The following is a 22080-nucleotide window of genomic DNA, read 5'->3' on the forward strand; positions in this document are numbered from 1 at the left end:
CAAAACCCGCAACGAACTATCATTTTAAGCACAATTGAAGCAAATGCACGTTGCAAATAAGCGACAAAGTTGGCATCTATTTAAAATCATCAATTTAAGTGATAGATGATTTTCTTCTAAGAAATATTTATGAAAGCATGCGAGTAATAAGAAACATATTCATTCACTTATTACTGCATGCTGCTCGGTAGGAGTTTGACAGTTTTTTAAGCTTGTTCTAGCCAGCAATAACACTTTGAGGGACATACATTTCTTTTTCCCTGGTCAGTGAACTGTAATTCGGAAACATGGTTTTTCCTGAGAGATAGCGTCTCAACATGTCCGCTGCGACTGTCGTGATAATGGTCGTTTGGTCAGTTCTAGAAAACGTTCGGTTAAAGGTGAGTGTCTGCCCCCACTCCCCTTCTCTTGCCGACATAGCCACTGAAAAAGTTCTTTCTGTTACTTTACCTGTAGCGATGGCTATATCGGTCGCACATTTATCTTTGGTCGCACCTGCAAGTGCAAACGCAGCAGCAAGTTCGTCGTTATCACTGTTCCCGACATCCACTTTATTACCGAGTACCCACCCATGGCCGCAGTAATTAGCCGCTTCTTCGTTTGAGTGAAGCCATTGCGACAAACTACCGTGAGTCGATTGCTCCGCAGTCGAAATCGACAGCTTTTTCTCGAGAATCAAATGGCCGACATTCTCTTGCATTGATTCATCAACGCTCACCACGTTACTTTCTATCAAGTTGAAAACCAGCTGAAGTAACTTAACGCGGTTATCTAAATCACCTTTAGGGCCAAATAATTTGACTTCAATATAAGGCAGATAGGAACGGTAACCTAAGAAATAACCTTCGGGTAGCTGCACTTTATCAAGTTTATCTGACAACGCGGACTCTGAGGTCCCAAAAGTATGAAGTTTGCTACATTCATAACCAGTAACATCAGCATACTTCTGTTTCAGGTGTGGCAAAATCTGGGACTCTGTCATCAACTTAAATTCGCTTGGTACGCCAGGAGTAAAGTAAAAATCACAATCGTTAAAGTTCAACAAGAAACCGCAAGCAGTACCGATTGGATTATCCAGAATTACCGACCCTTGTGGCAACATAGCTTGCTTACGATTACTTTCTGGCATTGCAACACCGCGAGCACTAAAAAACTGCTCCAACTTCTCTAGCCATTCAGGATAAAGCTCTAACTCCTTATCCGAGGCTTGCGCTGCTGCTTCTGCACTAAGATCATCCGTGGTTGGGCCTAATCCACCATTTACAATGACAACATCACAGTTAAAGCTCAACATCATCAGCTCTTCAACCAGCGCTGACTGGCTATCACCAACCGTTGAGCGTTTCGATAGGGAAAAGCCTTGTTGAAAGAATTTTTCTGACAACCAAGCCGCATTAGTATCAACGATATCGCCGTGAAGGACTTCTTCACCGGTACTTAACATCGCTATTTTCAACATAATTATTTTTCCTTTCAGGAAGCCTTTGGTTTTGTGTCACAAACAAAGACAATCAAACTGCATGTTTTCATTGTTTGAGTGTAATTAAGAAACTAAGTTTCTTAATTAAGACAATTTCCGGTTTCCATTCCTCTTGCTTTAATGGATAATTGTGAGCCTGATCATAATAAGATATAGACTGTGGAGTTTATCCGTGTACAAAAAACACATCACCGCTTTGATGTTGTTGGCTTCTGCTTGCGCCAATGCCAATATCTACGATTCTCCTCAACATATTGAGTTCTCTTATACCGTAGATAACACCGAAAACTACAGTCTTTTCAGCAACTCTTACTCCTATAAGCCTAGCAATAGTTATGCCTTAGGTTTAACAGAAAGTGAATTAAAACTTGAAGAGCCAGAACTCCCTAGATATCTCACTGTACAAAGTGAGAAAGATTGGGATTACCTCAAAGGCCAAACTTACACCATTTTAGGTCTTAGTGTTGCGACAGTTGGCTTGATGACACTACTGCCGGAATCCATAACAAAATGGGATGAAGAAGATCGTGATTTGAGTGGTTTAGGTACAAAATGGAAAGATAATGTAACCTCAGGACCGGTTTGGGACCGAGATGACCATTTCTTAAACTATGTCATGCATCCTTATTTTGGTGGTGTTTACTATACAGCAGCCCGTCACGCTGGGTTCAATGAATTCGAATCTTTTTTATACTCTGCCACTCTGTCGACCTTCTTCTGGGAATATGGTGTTGAGGCTTTTGCTGAAGTCCCATCATGGCAAGATCTCTTCATAACGCCCTTCTTTGGTGCCGTTGTTGGTGAGATGATGTTTGAGGCAGAACAAGACATCGTCGCGACTGGCGGTGAAGTTTGGGGCTCTCAAACCATGGGTGACGTAACCTTGTTCTTCCTTAACCCTGTTGGGCACATCCACGGCTGGGTAAGCAATGCTTGGGGCGGCAGCGCTGAATTTCAATATAATAGTAAACCTTGGTTTGGTAATCAGGATGCCGCGAAATTTGCAATGGATGCTGGTGCCAGCTACGACAGCGTCTTCTATGGCGTAGAAATGAAAATCAGCTTTTAACCTGAACTCAACAGTCATTGAAAAAGCGGCACTCAGTTGCCGCTTTTTTATGCCTGCTGCACAACATTATCCCCATAACCTAGGAGACAAGGCTAAAGTTTGACCTAAATCAAACCTAACTTTTCTGCGACTCCTACACTCAATTTAGTTCTATAAAAAGAAATGCTTGCATTCAGGAGGCACATTATGAATTGCACATTTATCGTCAACTTTGTTGGTAAAGCAACCCCTGCCACGATCAAGCAGTTGGCGGCGGTCACTCACGAGAATGGAGGTAAATGGTTAATCAGTAAAGTGAACTTTATTGAGAATCAGGTCGCTGCAGTCATCAAAGTGGAACTCCCTGAGGAGTCAGCGGATGCAGTTAAAGCGGCCTTTCGCAGCAACGATGAGTTATTGGTCCAGATAGTCGACTCTGAAAGTAATACGCACAATGCCGATGCCATCTATCAGGTCCGCTTAGACTCCAATGACCGAGCGGGTATTGTTAATGAGATCACCCATGTTCTGGACAATCAAGGCATTAATATTCTAGATATGGACTGCCAGCGTGTGTTTATCGCGGGTGGTGGAGGCGTTAGCTCTAGCTTGTTCACGGCGAATATCGCATTGAAGTTACCGACCGAAGTTCAGATAGACGATGTAGCTAAAGAGCTTGAAGCCTTAAGCGAAGATATTCGAGTCATGGTGGAAGCATAATAAACACAAAGAGCAGCGATTAGGCTGCTCTTTTAGGTTATTCGACACTCCACTGTGAGAGCGAGCGTTTGAAATCTGAATAATCGAATTCATTTAGCTTCTGAATTTCATCGCCTGAGCGTTCACAGTACACAGAAGGCATTCTTAAGCCGTTAAACCAGTTAAGCTTCACCATTGTATAGCCCGCACTATCTAAGATATGAAGACGCTGACCTATTTCCAATGGTTTATCAAAGCTAGCTTCACAGAACTGATCACCCGCCAAACATGAACAAGAGCCAATCACATACCCATGCTCACCTTTATCCGAAGCTTCTAGAATAGAAGCGGGTTCATTGTAAATTAGCGTATCCAAGCGATGAGCTTCAGTTGCAGAATCAACAATCGCTGTTTTTTTAACGTTCTCAACGATATCCACCACGGTCACAACCAAGTCTGTTGTCTTGGTGATGATAGCTTCACCCGGTTCAAGGTACATTTGAACACCGTGCTTCTCAGAAAAGGCTTTAAGCGCTAAGCCAAGTTTTTCGATGTCGTAGCCCGGCCAGGTAAAAAACACACCTCCGCCCATACTCACCCAGTCAAGCTTATCCAAGTACTGACCAAATTGCTCTGAGATGGAGCCAAGCAGACCGATAAACGCGTCGACGTCTTTGTTCTCACAATTCATGTGGAACATCACACCGTCAATATCTTCAAAGACTTCTGGATCAATATGGTCCGCTTGCACACCAAGACGAGAAAACTGACGCGCTGGATTCGCTAAATCTTGCCCGGCATAACTCACACCTGGATTAAGGCGTAAACCAAGCGAAGCCTTGCCTTCAACAATGTGACGGTACGCAGCCAATTGATTTTGTGAGTTAAAAATCATTTTGTCGCAAATATCAGCCACATCACGTACATCATCCTCACTGTATCCGACACTGTACGCGTGAGTTTCACCACCAAAAGTTTCATGCCCCAGTTTAACCTCAAATGGGCCAGAACTCGTTGTTCCATCCAAGTAAGGCTTGATGATGTCGAAAACACCCCATGTAGAAAAACACTTCAACGCCAATACCAGCTTCACACCCGAGATTTCTTTGAGTTGCTTGGCTTTTTCTAGATTTTCGACCAACTTATCTTCATTGATCATAAAGTATGGTGTTTTCAGTTCGTTTTTTTGCATTTTATATTCTTACCCAATTAATACCGTAAAAATCGAACAAAGCCGACACTAGTGCATCGGCTTAATCTTATAAATCCAAATTAAGAACAATAAGTGCTTACTTTAGTTTGTGGATAACAGGTTGACCCGGCTCTAGTTCCTGAACATGCCAATCAAGACCAATGCTTGGCATAGTCTCAAGGAATGGGTCTGGATTGAGCTGTTCCATATTGAACACACCTTTACCCGCCCACTCACCACGGAAGAACTGAAGTGCAGCGGTGATCGCTGGTACACCTGTGGTGTAAGAAATTGCTTGATGCTCAACGTCTTCGTACGCGACTTCATGATCAGCGTTATTGTAGATAAATACGCTACGCTGCTTGCAATCTTTCGTCCCCTGAACCCAAGTACCGATACAAGTTTTACCTGTATAACCCGGAGCAAGAGAAGTTGGGTCTGGCAGCAGTGCTTTAAGTACATGTAGGGGCTGTACAACCGTACCATCGTGAAGCGTCAGCGGATCTGGGCTTAGTAGCCCGATGTCACGCATGCAGTTAAAGTAGTTCAGGTATTTTTCACCAAAGCCCATCCAGAACTCGATACGTTTAGCTGGAATGAACTCTTGCATAGAACGAACTTCATCGTGCGCCATAGAGTACACTTTGTGCTTACCCACTAGCGGGAAATCGAATTCAAGCATACGTGAGTGACACGGGACTTGTTTCCACTCTTCATTTTCCCAGTAGAAAGAGTCCCCTTGGATTTCTAACATGTTGGTTTCTGGGTCGAAGTTGGTCGCGAACTTCTTACCGTGATCACCTGCATTTACATCCATTACGTCAATGGTGTCGATTTCATCAAACAGATGCTTCACTGCGTAAGCTGCAAATACCGAAACCACGCCCGGATCGAAACCAGCACCCAAAATACCTGTGATGCCCGCTTCAGCGAACTTCTCACGGTAGCCCCACTGCCAATCGTAAGCTTGAGGAACTTGCTGGCCTTCAGAACATAGGTCAACAGCAACAGAGGTATCTAGGTAGTTCACTTTTGCTTGGTAACAGGCTTCCATGATCGTCATGTTAACCCAAGGAGGGCCTGCGTTAATGACAAGGTCAGGTTGAACTTCTTTAATAAGAGCAACTAATGCATCAACGTCATCCGCATCAACAGCACGCGCTTCCAGCTTCTTCGATGGGTCTTTCAGGTTGTTTTTCTTTTGAATAGATTCGATGATTTTTTCACACTTGCTCACTGTACGTGATGCAATAGTGATGTCACCCAGTACTTCGTTGTTTTGCGCCGCTTTATGTGCAACTACCCAGCCAACGCCGCCTGCACCAATCTGTAGAATTGCCATAGTTTTCCGTTACCTTAATTACGCCAGCTCAGCGGCTAGCTTATTGATTTTAATTAGTAAAGATTCAAAATCAGCCATCGTCAGGCACGGATTCAGAATCGTAAATTTCAATGCGGTTTTACCATCAACAATGGTTTCACCTAATACCGCAACGCCACGAGTCAAGGCTTCCAGTCTTACGACTTTGTTCAGCTCGTCCAGATCTGCTACCTGAGCATTCGCGACGCGGAATAACACGGTCGACAATGATGGCTCAGTCAGCAATTCTAAGTTGTCGTTGCTACGAACGAGCTCCGCGACTTGCTGAGTTTGTTCGAGAAGATGGTCATACATTGCACCCAATGTATCTGGGCCAACATTCTGCATCGTCATAAAGACTTTCAATGCGTCGAATCGCTTCGTCGTCGCAATCGACTTATCCACCAAGTTAGGCAACTCATCATGCTCACGATTGAGGTAATCCGCATGATGCAGCAGATACTTAAAGTTGTGTTTGTCTTTAACTAACAAAGCTCCACAACTGATGGTTTGGTAGAACAACTTATGAAAGTCGACGCTGACTGAATCTGCGCGCTCGATACCCGCTAGGCGCTCTTTGTGGCGGCTTAAAATCAGTGCACCACCGTAAGCACCATCAACATGCATCCACATCTGGTGTTTTTGCGCTGCATCGGCAATCACATTCAAGTCATCAATAGCACCATGGTCAGTGGTTCCTGCCGTCCCAACGATGGCAAATGGAATCAACCCTTGAGACTTCGCCTCACTAATCACTTCATCAAGCTGAGCAACATCCATCGTGCCATTACTATGAGCGTCAACGGTTAGCACCGCTTTCTCACCCAGCCCCATCCAAGACGCTGATTTTTGCACCGTGAAGTGAGACTTCTTCGAGCAGATGATACGCAGTTTGTCGGCATAATCCGGCAATCCAAATTTCTGGATAGAGTGTCCTGACAGCTTGTCTGCAATCCAATCACGAGCCAGCATTAAACCCATTTGATTACTTTGAGTACCACCGCTGGTAAATATGCCATCAGCCTGTGTGCCAAGCTCGTATCTCTCACACAGCCAATCCACCACTTTCTGCTCGACATAAGTTGCAGAAGAAGCTTGATCCCAGGAATCCATTGACTGGTTAAGAGACGCAATCATCGCTTCTGCTGCAACGGCAGACATTAGCGGCGGAGTGTGAAGATGAGCGATACAGTTTGGGTGCTGGGTGAAAATAGCATTCTTCGCCACTAGCTCAGCGGTATCACTAATCACATCGGTTAGACAGGCATTTTTGTTATTCAGATCAACTGCATTAATAGCTTGTTCTAACTGCTTTGGTTCAAGACCTGAATAAGGCGCATCGACTTGTTCAAAGACTTGTTTCATTGCCGCAGTTGTGTGATTCATGACTTTGCAGAACTCATCACTGCCAGACTCACCGGTATGAATGAAATGCTGTTTCCATTGCTGATTGGCGTCTTGCGGCTCTACTTGGCTTCCACCAGCGACCAGAATCGCCTCTTCCAGCACTCGAAGTGCAAAGTCGATCTGCTCAAAGGTGATGATCAATGGTGGCAGGAATCGAATCACCGAACCGTCACGTCCACCTTTTTCAACCATCAGCCCGCGTTCAAGGGCTGCTCTCTGAATCGCCAAGGTCAATTCACCATCAGCGACTGGCTCACCAAATTTATTACGCTCTGTACCGGGTTTACGGATTTCCACACCAAGCATTAAGCCCTTGCCACGGACTTCAGCAATACAGTTGACTCGTTTTTGAATCGACTCAAGCCCTAAACGCAAGTACTGACCAGCAACGTTCGCGTGCTCAACAAGATTGTCTCGCTCGATGATTTCCAGAGCTTTCGCCCCAGAGACCATCGCCAACTGATTACCACGGAATGTGCCCGTGTGCTCACCTGGCAGCCAAGTATCATGTTTCTTATTGATGACCAGGAGCGACATTGGCATACCGCCACCAATCGCTTTCGATAGGCAAAGAATGTCTGGCACTATGCCCGCTTCTTCAAACGCAAAGTTGTAGCCTGATTTACCTACACCACACTGAATCTCATCAAAGATCAGTAAGATACCGTGCTCATCGCAGATACGACGTAGTTCTTTCAACCAAAACGCAGGCGCAGGTACAACACCGCCCTCGCCCTGCACAGGCTCAACAACTATAGCGGCTGGTTTCATGATTCCAGCTTCATCATCATTGAGTAGACGCTCAATGTAACGGATACCGGCTCTTGCACCTTCATCACCACCTAAACCAAATGGGCAGCGCAGACTGTAGGGAAATGGCATAAAGTGCACATCTGACATCAAGCCAGTACGACGCGCTTTTGTTCCTAGATTACCCATCATTCCCATCGTGCCATTTGTCATGCCATGGTAAGCACCACGGAAAGCAAACATGGTATTACGGCCTGTGGTTTGCTTCGCCAGTTTGATTGCAGCTTCCACAGCATCCGCACCTGACGGACCACAAAATTGGATCACGCAGTTTTCGCTCAGCTCTTGAGGAAGAAAATTCTTCACTGAGCGTATGAAATTTGTTTTGGCTTCTGTTGCGATATCCAGTGTCTGATAAGGAAGACCAGAGTCGAGCTGATCTTTGAGTGCCTGGTTGATTTCTGGATGGTTGTAACCCAGAGCCAACGTACCCGCACCGGCAAGACAATCTAAAAATACTTGACCGCGAGTGTCTTCAACCAGTGCGCCATAAGCTTGCTTAATCGCAATAGGAAGGCGGCGAGGATAAGAACGTACCGCTGATTCGTGCTCGGCCTGATCTTGTAAAACCCGATCAGGTGTCAGATCATAAACGCCTTCTACAGCAGGAATCTGGGTGGAAAATGGTGTTGCGATAACAGTGTCGTTCACTGGATTATCGACTTCAAAGGCTGTGCTCATGATTTAATCCCTTTGAAATGTAATTCTCCTGCCATACGTGAAATGCAAATAGCAGGTACAGTTATCCATTTCGTGTTAGCAACTCAAATAGCGCGTACACGAAATCGCTCCATCATTTCGATGGACTACATGTTCAATCGGTAAATCAAGGTTCAGTAATGCTGCTGTTTTGCAAAACAGGGCATTTAGGAAGAACTAAGCTGATTAATGGTTGTTTGTTATGTGAGTTCAATGTTGGGTTTCCCATAAACATGCCGCTACAGCGACAACAGTATCCCGTCTATCGACAAAAGGACTTGCCGATACCTACCCTACGGAGTGTTCACTCAGCCTGAATGCTCACTACGCGTATCCCCCAGAATGTCTTTTTGCGACTCACCTCCGAGATTGCGCGCGAAGTTATCACAAAATGAAAACAGTTCGCAACATTTTTTGAGTTGGAACTTATCAAATACCAACTTGTGTAAAACTAAAGTACATTTCCTTCGCTATTCTGCATACTTGACGAAGTACCTCTACCATTGAAAACTCGAACCCTTTTTCAATCTTCTATTAAGAATGTTAGTTCATCAACTAATCACAATAAGTGAAGCTTGCAATTTGAAGGCTCGCCATATAGTGCCAATTTCTTCATGATAATTTCTCCTTTTTAGACATTTATGTACTACGATTTTAATAACTTACCACTAAATACATAATTGCCTTTCAATAAGGAGGACGATGTGTCTACAAACAAGTTTGCACCAATCGTTGCTCTATTTGCCATTTATCACAGTTTCACTTTCGGTCAAACCCTCGAGCAAGCCGTCGCTATTACATTAGCTAGCAATCCCGAAATAAAAAGCGCTTTCAATGAGTATCAAAGCGCTATAAAGCAAGCAGATGCGTCCAGTGGCGCTTATCTACCGTCAATAGATTTAGATGCTGGTATAGGTTATGAAGGAATCGATCCCGCCGATTCAACAGGTCAGAATGATACGGATTTGACTCGAAAGGAAGCAACCTTAAGCTTGACTCAATTGTTATGGGACGGCAGTTCCACCATCAACGATATAAATAGAACAGCAGCTGATGCTGAGTCGATAAGGCTTCAGTTACTAGCAGATGCTTCAGACATAGCATTAAGAGTCACTGACATTTACTTAGAGTCAATTAAAGCCACTGAAGTATTAAAACTATCTGAAAAAAACCTCGCGGTACACAAAGACATCTATAAAGATATCAAAAGGCGAGCAGAATCTGGAATAGGTTCCACCGCTGACGTCTTCCAAGTTGAAGCAAGACTCGCCAAAGCCCATGGTAATCTACTCGCCGCACAAAACAACCTCATCGACACCCACACACAGTTTAGACGCCTTGTTGGACAGGCCCCTCTTAGCCTTATTTACCCGAGAGCGGATGAATCAAAGATTCCACTCTCTTTAGATGAAGCAATCAAAGTGGCTTTTGAACAACACCCTGTAATTCAAGTATCAAAAGCAGATGTAGATTCCGCAAGGTATCAATACAAACAATCGAAAGGTAACCACTACCCCACTTTATCTGTAGAAGCGAGTCAAACTTGGAGAGATGATGCGGGTGGTGATGTTGGAAGTAGTAATGAATCTCTCGCTATGCTGAGGTTGAGGTACAACTTATTCAATGGAGGCTCCGATAGTGACTTGTCAGAGAGAGCAGCATACCAGCTCAATAAAGCTAAAGACCTGAGAGACAATTCCTACCGCCAAGTGGAAGAGAGTTTACGCTTATCATGGAGCGCACTTGATTTAACGTTACAGCAAAAGAAATTTTTAGCCGATCACGTTGACTCGGCCTCTGCGACAGTCATTGCTTACGAAAAGCAGTATCGTATCGGTCAGAGAACATTGCTCGATCTCCTCAACACAGAGAATGAACTATTCGAAGCTCGTAAAGATTATCTAGACGCCCATTATTCGGAACAGTACGCCAAATATAGAGTCATGAATGCGACAGGAAATTTACTCAACGCTTTACTTGTTGATATCCCTATAGAGTGGACTGAAAAAGTGGAGTACTGATTATGAAACGCCCCATTCTTTATTCATTGCCATTTTTAGGCGCCTCATTGTCTTTTCACATTCTCGCTTATGATGATCAGTATGAATACATTCAAACACCAAATGCCGAACAGACATCTGATTTAACCGATGATGATCGTGATGGTGTCGTCAATGCACGAGATCTCTGTCCGGACACACCAATAGGTGCTCAAATCGACAATGATGGCTGTAGCTTGGAAGTCCTTAAAGAGGAAGAGCGGCAACTAAGGATTTTATTTGCCAATGATTCCTATGATGTAAGCCCAGTTTTTTCAGATCAAATCCGTGCGATGGCAGATTTTATGGAGAAATATCGTTCGGCTTCTATTGAAATCCAAGGCTATGCTAGTAAGACTGGCAACCCTGACTATAATTTTCAGCTATCTAAAAAACGAGCTTTCGCGGTAGAACAACAATTGCTTTCTTATGGAATCAAACCAGAGAGGGTGACTATCGTTGGTTTCGGCTCAACTCATCTAGAGTCTGATGGTCAAGAAGAATTAGATCATGCACTGAACAGACGAGTTACAGCCACTGTTGTGGGACTAACAGAAAAAGTGGTTGAAGAGTGGACCATATTTTCAACAATAGAACGCTAGAAAGATTCATAAGTAAAAGCCCCGATGTTTTCACAACGGGGCCTTTTTATACTAGTAAATAGGTCTAGTGATTAGCTTCAGTCGCTGGCTTATCTGCCAGCGCTGTCTTTTTTGGTAAAGAGATATGCAGTAGTACGTAGCCTATTATCGCGGCCGTCGTTGAGCCCATCAATATCCCGAGCCTCGCATAAGTATCAAACTCTGCGTTAACTGGGCCAAATGCCAGTGATGAGATAAAAATCGACATCGTAAATCCAATACCACACAACACAGAGACCGCAAAGATATGTCTGAAAGTGATCCCCTCTGGCAACTTCGCCACTCCCGCCTTAACGGCAATCCAACTAAAGCTAAAGATTCCCAAAGGCTTACCAAGCAGCAGACCAAGAGCAATCCCTAGAGGTAGCATTGAAGTCAGTCCTTCGACAGAAATCCCTTCAAGAGAAATACCTGCATTAGCGAAAGCGAATACTGGAAGGATACCAAAGGCTACGTATGGGTGGAGTGCGTGCTCCATATGTTTGAGTGGAGACCTCTCACCTTGTTTTCCTTTAAGAGGAATCGCAAAACCTATGACTACACCCGCTAACGTCGCATGCACACCAGACTTGAGCACAGCAAACCAGAGTATTGCCCCGACGATCATATACGGTGTTAACTTAGTGACCTTCTTCGAGTTGAGCATAAACAACGCTGCGGTCATAGCAAAACCAACTGCAAGCGCAGAAGTTGATAAGTCACCTGTGTAGAAAAGCGCGATAATGACAACAACACCAAGGTCGTCAATGATAGCCAGTGCCAGTAAGAATACCTTCAGGCTGACTGGGACACGCTTACCCAGCAATGCCATAATACCTAACGCAAAAGCAATGTCGGTTGCAGCAGGAATAGCCCAACCTTGAATGGCTTCAGCATTACTGTAGTTAAAGGCAACATAGACAAGGGCTGGTGCGAGCATACCGCCTACAGCAGCGATCGCCGGGAAAATCGCGGTCTCACGAGATTTCAAAGCCCCCTCAAGAAGCTCACGCTTAACTTCCAGACCAATAAGAAGGAAGAATACGGCCATCAGGCCATCATTAATCCAATGTGAAACCGACATGCCAAACACATAAGAATGCAACACTGTTTGATAAGTATCGTTAAGTGGCGTGTTAGCTATAGTCATTGCGATTGCAGCAGCGATAACGAGAAGAATTCCCCCTGCTGACTCCATTTTGAAGAAATCGCGAATAATATCACTCATGATATCGTCCTTTTATTTATTATGTTAATAAACGATGAACAAAGAATAGAGCTGAGTTTATAGATATCGATTCTTCAGGAAAAATCGCTTGTTTGGATGTTTAACTTCGGAATTTTCGATATAAACACTCTAATGCAACGCTTATTCCTTAAGTAATTATAGGTAAATTAAAAAAATTACCAACACCAACAAAAAACGCAGTTCCTCAAATAGTGAGAAACTGCGTTTTAGTCACTTAGTCGTTCGTTTTTACTTAGTAACCTGTCAACTGCATAAAACCTTTCGCCTTATGAGTGCCCGTCGTTTGAATTGGCCCCTCCCAATAAGGAACTACGAACGGTAGCCAGAGCTGTTGGTTAAGCGCCTGAGTTGTCAGTTTAATATCATATCGAGGGATATGAATATCCCAATGTAGCGGGATGCGTTTTCCGTTGCTAAATAGAGTCGATTCATGAGGTTCGATAGTTATATCTTCTGCTGATAGATTAACCACCTTTCCATCATTACGAGACAGTGTGCCAAATAAATAAGGTAATTGCTGGGCATGGCGATAACGACTAATTGATAACGTCGTTTCATCATCAAGATGAAAGACAAACCAATCCCAGCCTTTTTGCCCCTCAACAATGAGACCACTACCCCATTCCTTGCTCATCCAAGCGCTACCCTCAACAGGAACCAACAGACCTGAATCTAATTGAAGAGCACCCTTTACTTTAATAAATGGGCTGGTGAGGTTGTAAGACGCAATCGGCAGAAGATCGTGTTTTTCAACGTAGCCTTTATCACCCGGTAATACATAAGGCCCATGAGCCACGGCTTTTAGCTGAACATTGAAACTATCGCTCGCGGCACTCAACTGTCCCGGGAACGGAGTTTGCCCTAGCGAGCGCCAAGACCAGTTATCAATCCAGAGACGAAAAGGCCGATTAGCCATACCCGCTTGACCAATACCGCCACGAGCGAGCCTTTGCTCTTTCCATACTTTGTCTTTATCCGATACAACAACGTGGGATACATAAAGTTGAGGGTTTTGCCAACCCATTCCTTCTCTATCATCCATCGCCACTCTGAAGTAGCTCCATTGAATGCCGTATTGTTTGCCATTGATATCTTCAACATTAGCGAAAAAGTGCCACCATTCATGCTGATACTCATCATGAAAGCGAAAGTCTTGGGGTATTTTAACTGGGATATTTGGTAATACGGGCTCAAACACCTGGGTCGATCTAGATTGCATCACATTCTCAACAGAGCCCTGCTGAGTAACCGGAGGAGCAAGATAGAACCAAAGGTACACTCCTCCAGCAATAACACCTGCAAAAATAAGCAGCATCAATACGCCAATCACTTTGGCTTGGACTGATTTTCGCATTTATAACGCATCCCTTAGCGATTTCATTGGCGTATTTCGAATCATCCTCAACACAGGTAGCGCTCCTGCCAACATCAATGAGCCCATCGCCATTAAACTGGTCTGGAAATACTCTTCAGGAATCATTTTCAGTTCAAGTGTCCAGCCGAAAGATTGCTTTATAACAATATCCACAACCAAGTTGGCTAAAGCGAGTCCGAGCGGCAATGCGATTAATATAGATATGGCACCGAAGACAAACAACTGCAGCCCTCCCATTACAACTAGCTCCTTACCAGACATGCCTAAACAACGCAGTAAGGACACGTGCCTTTGCCTCGATACTTCGCCAGCTACGGTCGCAAAGAAAATACCAAACACAGCAATAATCAATGTAATATTGCCGAGTGTATCTGCAATGGAGAAGGTTCGGTCAAACACTCTCATTGCCTGCTTATGGATGTGGCCATTATCGAAAATACGCTCTGAATTCAAACGGAATACAGATTCCATACGTCGTTTAAGACCAATAGAGTTAACACCATCCTTGAGGACAGCGCCAAGTGCTACCGTCCCATTTCCTGCAAACGCATACAACCAATTTCGGTGGGAAAGCAGTACTTGGTTATACGGGTTACCGTAGTCGTAATAGACGCCAACCACTTGCCAGCCTTGTCCCAACTTGCCCGATAAATCAATGTAATCACCCGGACGGATACCAAGCTTTAACGCCATCGATTCACTGATCATCACGCCTTTAGAATGATGGAGATGATACCAGTAATTAGGAATACCCAGCTTGACCGTAAGAGAAGCCAACTCGCCTTCTGAAGCGCCAGTGCTGACTACTTGAAGTACACCTTTGTTGGAGTTGACTTCTTTCTCCCAGCGCCACCAAACAGAATCCACTTCCGGTTGTTTAGAGAGCCAGCCACTCATGCGTGCAGCCGCACTATTATTGGGGTAGATATATAAATCAGCAGCTAGACGTTGGCTTAACCATTTATCAGTGGTGTCACGAAAACTCCCCACCATGGTTTCAACGCCGATATTAGCAGCCATTGCTAACATAAATGCCATGGTTGCCACTCCACGATAGCTCATGCTAGCGGCAGCATCGGCAAAGAACCAACGAATCTTCACCCATTTAAGAGAATAAGAAAGACCATCGAAAACTTTCCATATCAGATACGGCGTAAATAAGGCGACACTCAATAGCATTAACCCAATGATTGCCAAGCCAGACTCCTGAGTTTGAGGAGCTTGATAAATCGCAATTGCAGCAACACATAATGCGCACGCTAATAAAGCCTGAATGGCAAACTCAATGCCTGCAAAACGAACCAATGATAGACGAGCAGTTAATCGAATTGGCTGCGCTCGTAACAAGCGTACCAGCGGCCAGGCACAGGCAACAAAAGCACCAATCACTGTCATATATAGACTGTAAATGCTCGACTTCCAACTCCACGCGATGAGTAACCCAACGTTGGCATCATAAAGATCACCCAAGCTGGCTGATACCGATGGAATCAACTGGTTGGCAAGTAAAATGCCAAGGACACTTCCACAAAGCCAACTAACCAGAATGAGAACCAAAAGCTCCATACACAAAGCTTTCGCCAACTGCCACCCCGAGACCCCAGTCTGGCGCATCGCACCGACCAAAGGCTGTCTTTGAGTCAGAGATAATGACATCGCTTGATAGAAGATAAAAAGACCAACTAAAAACGCCAACATCCCCATTGCACTTAAATTCATGTGGAAAGCCTTCGTCAGCGACTCCAACTCTGCACGAGAATTACGCATGATACTCATGCCATTAGGCAGGTACTCTTTCAAACGAGCAAGCTTTTCAGGGGGCATCTCTCCGCATGCAATGACAGAAATACCTGAACTTCTTTCTAGCATACGTAGTAAAGAGATATCAGCAATAATTCGAGTACCATTTAACCGCTCTTGCGTATCAACAACGATAGGGCCTAATTTGCTGCCATCACTCAAGACGATAAAATCGTTATCTTGCCATTTCATATGTGCCGCAAGATCTGAACTCACCATAATTGGATATGGGCTGTTCATTAACTTAAGAGAAGAGAAGTCATTTATGCTGGTCGCCGGATGGAACTGCAGCATCGCAACTGGATCCACTCCCACTAACATAAGGTCTGTACCATTGGCCATGCTCACGCGCAGACTTTCAAAGGGAGCACATTGGTTGAACCCATCACGGCGAAGCTGAACATAAAAGCCCTGTGGGATTTTATTGGTCACATGTTTAGGGCGTATACGATAAGGAAGAGGATTAGAGAAAAGTTTTTCACCGTGCTCATAACTTTGTCTAGCGTGTTCATTGATAGAGGTTACTCCCACTAACAGCGATACACCCAACGTAAGACCAAGCCAGACAAGAAGAATTTGAAAAGGATAGCGTCTGTAGTGCCCAAGCAGTGCTTTAACTACGGGCCATAACATGAAGCTGCCCTCCTTGAAGACGAATTCTCCCTTCCATATGTTCGGCAACACGCTCACTGTGTGTCACGAGCAATAATGTGCATTCCAACTGGCGAGTCAGTGTGGTAAGAAGGCGCATAACCGCTTCAGCATTACGCTCGTCAAGGCTTCCCGTTGGTTCATCGGCCAACAAAATCTTGGGTTCCATATAAAGCGCACGAGCAATAGCGGCTCGTTGCTGCTGGCCACCTGAAACTTCTTCAGGGTAACGCCCAAGTAATGGCATTAAATCGAGAGCAGAGAGGATCTGGCGCCATAGCCCTTTGTCCTCAGGAAGCCCTTTAAGCTGTCGACAGAAGCGAATATTGTCAGCGACATTAAGGGTGGGAAGCAGGTTAAACTGCTGAAAGATAAGACCAATATTATTTCGTCGATAGGCCGTACGTTTCGTTTCAGCGATTTCATGCATGGAGAAGTTAGGAAACCATATTTCTCCTGAATCGACCGTATCCAAGCCCGCGATCAAATTCAGTAGCGTACTCTTGCCAGAACCACTTTCGCCCATCAAAGCGACTTGATCACCTTGTTCTAATGTCAACTCAGCACCTTGTAAGACAGGGTGAAACTCACCACCATCGACATAGCCTTTACATAGGTCTGTTAGCTGAAGCATTAAAAGTCTCTTAATCGTTCAAAATTGGACTGTGAATCTACACTAAAACCACGCTGGGAGAAAGTATTTTGGATACTGGATCACAAGATATGCATCAAAACACATCAGATGAACGATTCATGTCTAATTTTCGATCAAATTCTTCATCCAGCGTTGGGTTTTCATTCTATACAAAGAGCCGCCCCATTTAATGGCTTCTTCTGTTAAAAAGAGTAGGAAAACCCACTCAGGCTCCCAACCTAAGCCAATGGCCGCAAATGCTGCTAGGGGTATGCCAATTAGCCATTGAGCAATCAAGTCTTGATAGAGGCAGAACTTTACATCTCCCCCCGCTCTGAGCACACCAACGATCACCATCATCGGGACTGAACGTAAAATGATGCCAAAACAGAGAATCACCATAAACTTCTCGGCCAGTTCACGAGTCTCATCGGTCAGTGCGCTAAAAGCATCGAGCACCACGCCTTGACATAAGTACAAGATCAAGGCAACGACAATGCCAACCATCAAACTCAGTATGGTCATGCCAATCGCCTGATAGTAAACCGCCTCATAGTGCTTTGCTCCGATTTGGTTACCGACCAACACCGCTGCTGCATTGGACATGCCGATCAGTAATGCCAAAGCAATGGACTCAACGGGAGACATCACAGACAACGCAGCAAGACCTTGAACACCGGACTGACCCATAATGGCGTGATAGGCAAACAGCCCACCCGCCCAAGCAAGGAAATTAAACGTGGTGGGCAGAGAAAGCTTTAGAAAACGTACAACTCGCGACCACTCCACTACTGCTTTTAGGTCTTGAATTCCAAACGCTAGAAGATGCTTTTTCGCGTAGATATAACCAAACAACGTGGCTACTTCAATCGCTCCGCTCATCACAGTTGCTATGGCGGCACCTTTTATTCCCATTGCAGGGAAGCCCAACTTACCGAAGATCAACACCCAGTTAAGAAAAATATTGGACACAATACCAATACCACTGAAAAAGGTACTGATACCGGGTTTGTGCATCGAACGCAGACCGACAGACATACTGGCCACACAGGCTACTGCAAACATGGTCACTGCTGTGATCACCAAGTACTGACTACCTAACTGATTAACTTCCTGAGATTCGGTGGTCAAAGACATAATTTCGCTCGGGAACAGGATGAAAATCACCACAGTAAACGCAGCAAAAATCATTGCTACCAGCCAAGTTAGAGCGGTACTTTCTTTGACGCCTTGCCGATCTGCCGCCCCCCAGTATTGAGCCGTAAGCAAAGCCCCACCAGTCGTTACTCCTACTAGCATGATAGTAGTAACAAACGTAGCTCTGGCTGCTACGCCGACCGCAGCGATCTCGGCTTCGCCTAATTGGCCAAGCATTAATACGTCCACTAGGCCACGACTGGAGAACATGATGCTTTGAAGCGTAATGGGTAAGGCGATAGCGATCATTCGTCGCAAAAACTCACCGCGTGTATGGAATAGAATCTGTGAGACCGTGCTCAATTACTCACCTCAAACGACAACACTATGATAGAAAGGGAAAAATATACCGTTTATTATATGATCAGCCTTGCTCATAAACCATATTATTAATAAGGGGTCGAGATGAAAAAAGTGCTAGTACTGGGCGCATCCGGCTACGTGGGTTCGCAATTGCTACTTCAATTATGTAACAAAGGCTATCATGTAACAGCAGCGGCTCGGCAAATTGAGTATTTGAAAGCACGAGTTACTCCCCACCCCAACCTTGAACTCATTTATCTTGATCTCGCTGATCAAGAAGCAACACTGCGTACTGTACCAGAGTTTGAGATCGTGTATTTCTTGGTGCATGGGATGGCACACGGCCATGACTTCCTTGAATACGAACTCTCCCTCGCTGAAAACTTCAAACTGGCCTTAAAAGACAGCCATATCAAACACGTTATCTATCTCAGCGCAATTCAACCTCAGACAGGTAATTCCGAGCATCTCAAAGCACGCCGAATGACAGGCGACATTATTCGCAAAGCAGGCGTACCCGTGACTGAACTCCGAGCTGGAGTGATTATAGGCCCCGGCTCTGCCGCATTTGAGATTATGCGAGACTTTGTCTATAACATGCCTCTACTTATCACTCCGAAATGGGTCGACTCTAAAGCCAACCCTATCGCTTTAGAAAACCTCAATCACTACTTGCTAAAGCTGGTCGAAGAATCCCCTACCAGCCATGCGCTTTACGAAGTGGGAGGGCCGGATACTCTTAGCTATCGAGAACAATTTGAAACCATTAGCGCCGTAATTAGAAAACCTATCAAGCTCTGGTCAACATCATTGCTGACGCCCCAACTCGCATCACATTGGCTGGGCATTGTCACTTCAGTTCCATCAAGCATAGGTGCCGCGTTGCTCTCTGGTCTAGAACACGATTTTATCGCCGAGTCAGATGACATTCGTCAACGCTACCCTCAAACACTTATCGGCTACGAACAAATGGTTAAAAAAAGCATCGACGAAGAAGGTCATTTTGTTCGCAGTGAAGTCTGGGGCTTCGATCCTGCTGCATTGACCCGCTGGCAAGCAGGCTACGGCTATTACCCCAAACAAACTGGCGCCAGCATAGAAACAGACTTGAGTTTTGAGCAACTATGGAAGGTGATTAAGCAAATTGGCAGCAGAAAAGAGGGATACTTTTTTGCCAACCTAATGTGGCGTACAAGGGAGTGGCTCGATCTGTTTTTTGGCGGGGGGCGACCGGTGCGGCGCTCTCCTCCTGGGCCAGAGTTGCAAGTGGGTGATTATATTGACTCTTGGAAAGTGATTCGCTGCGAAAAAGAGCAATTTCTGTCACTATTGTTTGGTATGAAAGGCCCTGGCCTAGGGCGCTTAGAGTTCCTATTAGAAGATCTAGGAGAAAAGCGCAGGCTAACCGTAACGGCCTGGTGGCACCCGCAAGGGCTACGAGGCTTACTTTACTGGTTTGCCATGATGCCTGCACATCTGTTTATATTTAAAGGCATGGTGAAAGCCATTGTTCGAAAAGCAAAAGAGCTTCCTTAACGGAAGCTCTTTTCTAATCCAAAAGCACAGCAAGCTAAACTTGATAACCGATTGGAATCTCAGCCAAATGATTTCCTTGGTTACCTGGATAAACCAGATACTCGCCATGGTACTTAACGTTTGATTTGTAGTCGGTAATCTTGTGTAGCATGAACCCTGCGGCTGATGCTTTTTCAACAAACTGCGCGTGGTTACCACGAACAAACCAACTCATTGGCTTTATCAGTGTTTCGCCGTCAAAGCAGTCGTCACACTGGTTAGTGCACAACGCGAAAGAGTTTGGACCTTCAGTAAAAATCTGAACTTTACCGCAGTTAAGAAGCGGCTCTGACGTTGACACTTCCCAACCATCTTCTTCCATCTGATCAAGAAATGTGTTGATTTCACTGTCCTTAATCACTCGCTCTGCTTCCCCTTGAGGGAAAAAGTCAGCATAAAACTTAGAAATACGCTGGAAGGTAAACATCAGCCCAGCTTCGTTACCTTTTGAGCGCCCCGCTTTTTGCCAGCGAGTGAGATCATCAACCACGCAGCGATGGAAGCGTTGTGATTTGAGAGCACGAGTCACCCAACGCACCAGATAATGATTGTTCGCCACAGGCGCATCCACGGCTTTACCTGATTTATGATCGGCGGCCAATTCTTCTAGAGCGCTATTGACCAAGTTTTGAATTTCAACAGTGTACTGAGACATTACGCCTTTGTTCCAAATATCCAGTAAAATGCGGCGGACAGAATTGAACACGCCGTCATAACAGTAATCATTGGCCAAGTGACGCCATCTGGCAACACAGCAACCACAACCCCAATAATAGAACCTGTGCCAAAGCGAAGCGTTCCTGCTAGTGAAGAAGCCGTACCTGCCATAGCTGGGTATCCACTGAGTAATAAGCCCATGGTATTACTACCAATGGTCGACAAGGTACCAATGAAAAGGACCACGAAAGGTACAGTGCCCCACAGTCCTAGGTCAAGCATCCAACCCAAAAATAGTCCCAATCCAGCGATAAGTTGTACCAAAAGAGCAAATCTGAGCATGGCATGGGAGCCGACCTTCTTCACCAGACGGCCATTAATCGTTGTCATAATGATCATCGCCACGATGTTCAGTGCAAACAAATAGCCGAAATGATTAGGTTGCACGCCATAAATATCGATATAGACAAACGAACCTGCGGTGAGAAACGCAAACATACCTGCAAACGAAAATGAACCAGACAGAATTAATCCCATGGCAATCGGGTTTCGACATAAGCGGACATAGTTACGCATTGTGGTAGCAAATCGAAACGGTTGCTTATTCTCTTTACTTAACGTTTCTGGGATTTTCCAAAGGACTAATGCAATCACTACCGCAGCAAATGCAGCTAGAATCCAGAAAATCGCACGCCAGCCAAACCAAACCGCCACATACCCCCCAATCATAGGGGCTATCAAAGGGGCAATGGTAATAACTAAGGTCACAAACGACATAGCACGAGAAAAATCCTCGCGATCAAACATATCGCGAACCACAGCCTGAATGATGACAGCCGCCGCTGCGCCCGCAAAGCCTTGTGCTGTACGTACCCAAGTTAGGGCTTCTATGCCCGTTGTGGTGGCACTCACTACAGATGCAAGTCCAAAAAACAAAACACCTAAGATCAGAACGGGCCTACGGCCATAACTGTCAGCGAGTGGACCATGAATCAACTGACCAATGGCAAAACCTGCGGTATATGCGGTTAAAGTAATTTGCACTGCCCCGTCTGCCACGCCTAGGTCACGGGCGATGGTCGGCATCGCGGGCAAGTACATGTCGATGGCTAGTGGCGTCAATGCGCCGATGGCACCCAGAACAAGAAAAAGAAGAAAAGTGATTTGGGGTGCTTTGGTTTGCTCTAATGCAGTATCAGACATAAATCTCCTACTCGGTTGCGTTAGATATGCAGCTTCCGTGCTGCAACCAAACAGAAAAGAGAGACTCGCATCCACGAGTCTT

16 protein-coding genes are annotated in these 22080 nt (G+C 45.1%); 5 read left to right on the top strand and 11 right to left on the bottom strand.

The features are described 5' to 3' along the window. Nucleotides 1-217: 217 nt before the first annotated feature. Nucleotides 218-1459: a CinA family nicotinamide mononucleotide deamidase-related protein gene (locus L1D15_RS12795; protein WP_239837104.1), complete on the bottom strand. Its 1242-nt coding sequence runs from the start codon at nt 1457-1459 to the stop codon at nt 218-220. Between the two features lie 193 nt (nt 1460-1652). On the opposite strand from L1D15_RS12795, the gene L1D15_RS12800 reads away from it, so the two are divergent. Continuing rightward, nucleotides 1653-2549, top strand: a complete 897-nt coding sequence (locus tag L1D15_RS12800; protein WP_239875987.1) for a DUF3943 domain-containing protein — start codon at nt 1653-1655, stop codon at nt 2547-2549. A gap of 186 nt (nt 2550-2735) precedes the next feature. Next, a complete protein-coding gene (locus L1D15_RS12805; RefSeq protein ID WP_239837106.1) occupies nt 2736-3248 on the top strand; it encodes an ACT domain-containing protein in 513 nt (170 codons plus the stop codon). A gap of 37 nt (nt 3249-3285) precedes the next feature. Here the strand turns inward: L1D15_RS12805 and nspC are convergent, their stop codons facing one another. The 3 genes from nspC to L1D15_RS12820 form a co-directional block, all read right to left on the bottom strand. Then, entirely contained in the window at nt 3286-4419 is a 1134-nt protein-coding gene (nspC, locus tag L1D15_RS12810) for a carboxynorspermidine decarboxylase (RefSeq protein ID WP_239875989.1), read from the bottom strand. A gap of 97 nt (nt 4420-4516) precedes the next feature. Beyond that, nucleotides 4517-5761, bottom strand: a complete 1245-nt coding sequence (locus L1D15_RS12815) for a carboxynorspermidine synthase (RefSeq protein WP_239875991.1) — start codon at nt 5759-5761, stop codon at nt 4517-4519. 18 nt (nt 5762-5779) lie between these two features. After that, nucleotides 5780-8677 carry a pyridoxal phosphate-dependent class III aminotransferase gene (locus L1D15_RS12820; protein ID WP_239875993.1) on the bottom strand — a complete coding sequence of 966 codons (2898 nt, stop codon included), beginning with the start codon at nt 8675-8677 and terminating at the stop codon, nt 5780-5782. Between the two features lie 746 nt (nt 8678-9423). Between L1D15_RS12820 and L1D15_RS12825 the strand changes: the two genes are divergently transcribed. Both L1D15_RS12825 and L1D15_RS12830 read left to right on the top strand, forming a co-directional pair. Continuing rightward, nucleotides 9424-10716, top strand: a complete 1293-nt coding sequence (locus L1D15_RS12825) for a TolC family outer membrane protein (protein WP_239876102.1) — start codon at nt 9424-9426, stop codon at nt 10714-10716. A 2-nt stretch (nt 10717-10718) separates the two neighbouring features. Further along, complete coding sequence (locus L1D15_RS12830) at nt 10719-11336, top strand: OmpA family protein (RefSeq protein WP_239875995.1); 618 nt, start codon at nt 10719-10721, stop codon at nt 11334-11336. A gap of 64 nt (nt 11337-11400) precedes the next feature. On the opposite strand, the gene nhaA is transcribed toward L1D15_RS12830, so the two are convergent. The 5 genes from nhaA to L1D15_RS12855 all read right to left on the bottom strand — a co-directional run bounded on the left by nhaA (nt 11401) and on the right by L1D15_RS12855 (nt 18563). Continuing rightward, nucleotides 11401-12582, bottom strand: coding sequence for a Na+/H+ antiporter NhaA (gene nhaA / locus L1D15_RS12835; RefSeq protein WP_239875996.1), 1182 nt, complete (start codon nt 12580-12582; stop codon nt 11401-11403). Between the two features lie 253 nt (nt 12583-12835). Further along, nucleotides 12836-13822, bottom strand: a complete 987-nt coding sequence (locus tag L1D15_RS12840) for a lipocalin-like domain-containing protein (RefSeq protein WP_239876103.1) — start codon at nt 13820-13822, stop codon at nt 12836-12838. A 135-nt stretch (nt 13823-13957) separates the two neighbouring features. Next, nucleotides 13958-16411 (bottom strand): FtsX-like permease family protein, encoded by a 2454-nt coding sequence (locus L1D15_RS12845; RefSeq protein WP_239866186.1) that lies wholly within the window; start codon nt 16409-16411, stop codon nt 13958-13960. Then, the gene (locus L1D15_RS12850; protein ID WP_239837115.1) at nt 16392-17063 is read right to left on the bottom strand and encodes an ABC transporter ATP-binding protein; all 672 of its coding nucleotides are present in this window, start codon (nt 17061-17063) and stop codon (nt 16392-16394) included. The genes L1D15_RS12845 and L1D15_RS12850 overlap by 20 nt, the downstream gene beginning before the upstream one ends. Before the next feature lie 123 nt (nt 17064-17186). After that, a complete protein-coding gene (locus L1D15_RS12855; RefSeq protein ID WP_239837116.1) occupies nt 17187-18563 on the bottom strand; it encodes an MATE family efflux transporter in 1377 nt (458 codons plus the stop codon). Between the two features lie 102 nt (nt 18564-18665). Here L1D15_RS12855 and L1D15_RS12860 point away from each other — a divergent pair, with 102 nt between their 5' ends. Continuing rightward, nucleotides 18666-20099, top strand: coding sequence for a DUF2867 domain-containing protein (locus L1D15_RS12860; RefSeq protein WP_239875998.1), 1434 nt, complete (start codon nt 18666-18668; stop codon nt 20097-20099). Between the two features lie 34 nt (nt 20100-20133). On the opposite strand, the gene L1D15_RS12865 is transcribed toward L1D15_RS12860, so the two are convergent. Further along, complete coding sequence (locus L1D15_RS12865) at nt 20134-20793, bottom strand: DUF2913 family protein (protein WP_239875999.1); 660 nt, start codon at nt 20791-20793, stop codon at nt 20134-20136. Beyond that, nucleotides 20793-21998 carry a Bcr/CflA family multidrug efflux MFS transporter gene (locus L1D15_RS12870; protein WP_239866172.1) on the bottom strand — a complete coding sequence of 402 codons (1206 nt, stop codon included), beginning with the start codon at nt 21996-21998 and terminating at the stop codon, nt 20793-20795. Before L1D15_RS12870 ends, L1D15_RS12865 begins: the two co-directional genes overlap by 1 nt. Nucleotides 21999-22080 lie beyond the last annotated feature (82 nt).

Source organism: Vibrio sp. Isolate25 (genome assembly GCF_022398025.1).
In the GTDB taxonomy this organism is placed as follows: Bacteria; Pseudomonadota; Gammaproteobacteria; order Enterobacterales; family Vibrionaceae; genus Vibrio; species Vibrio coralliilyticus_A.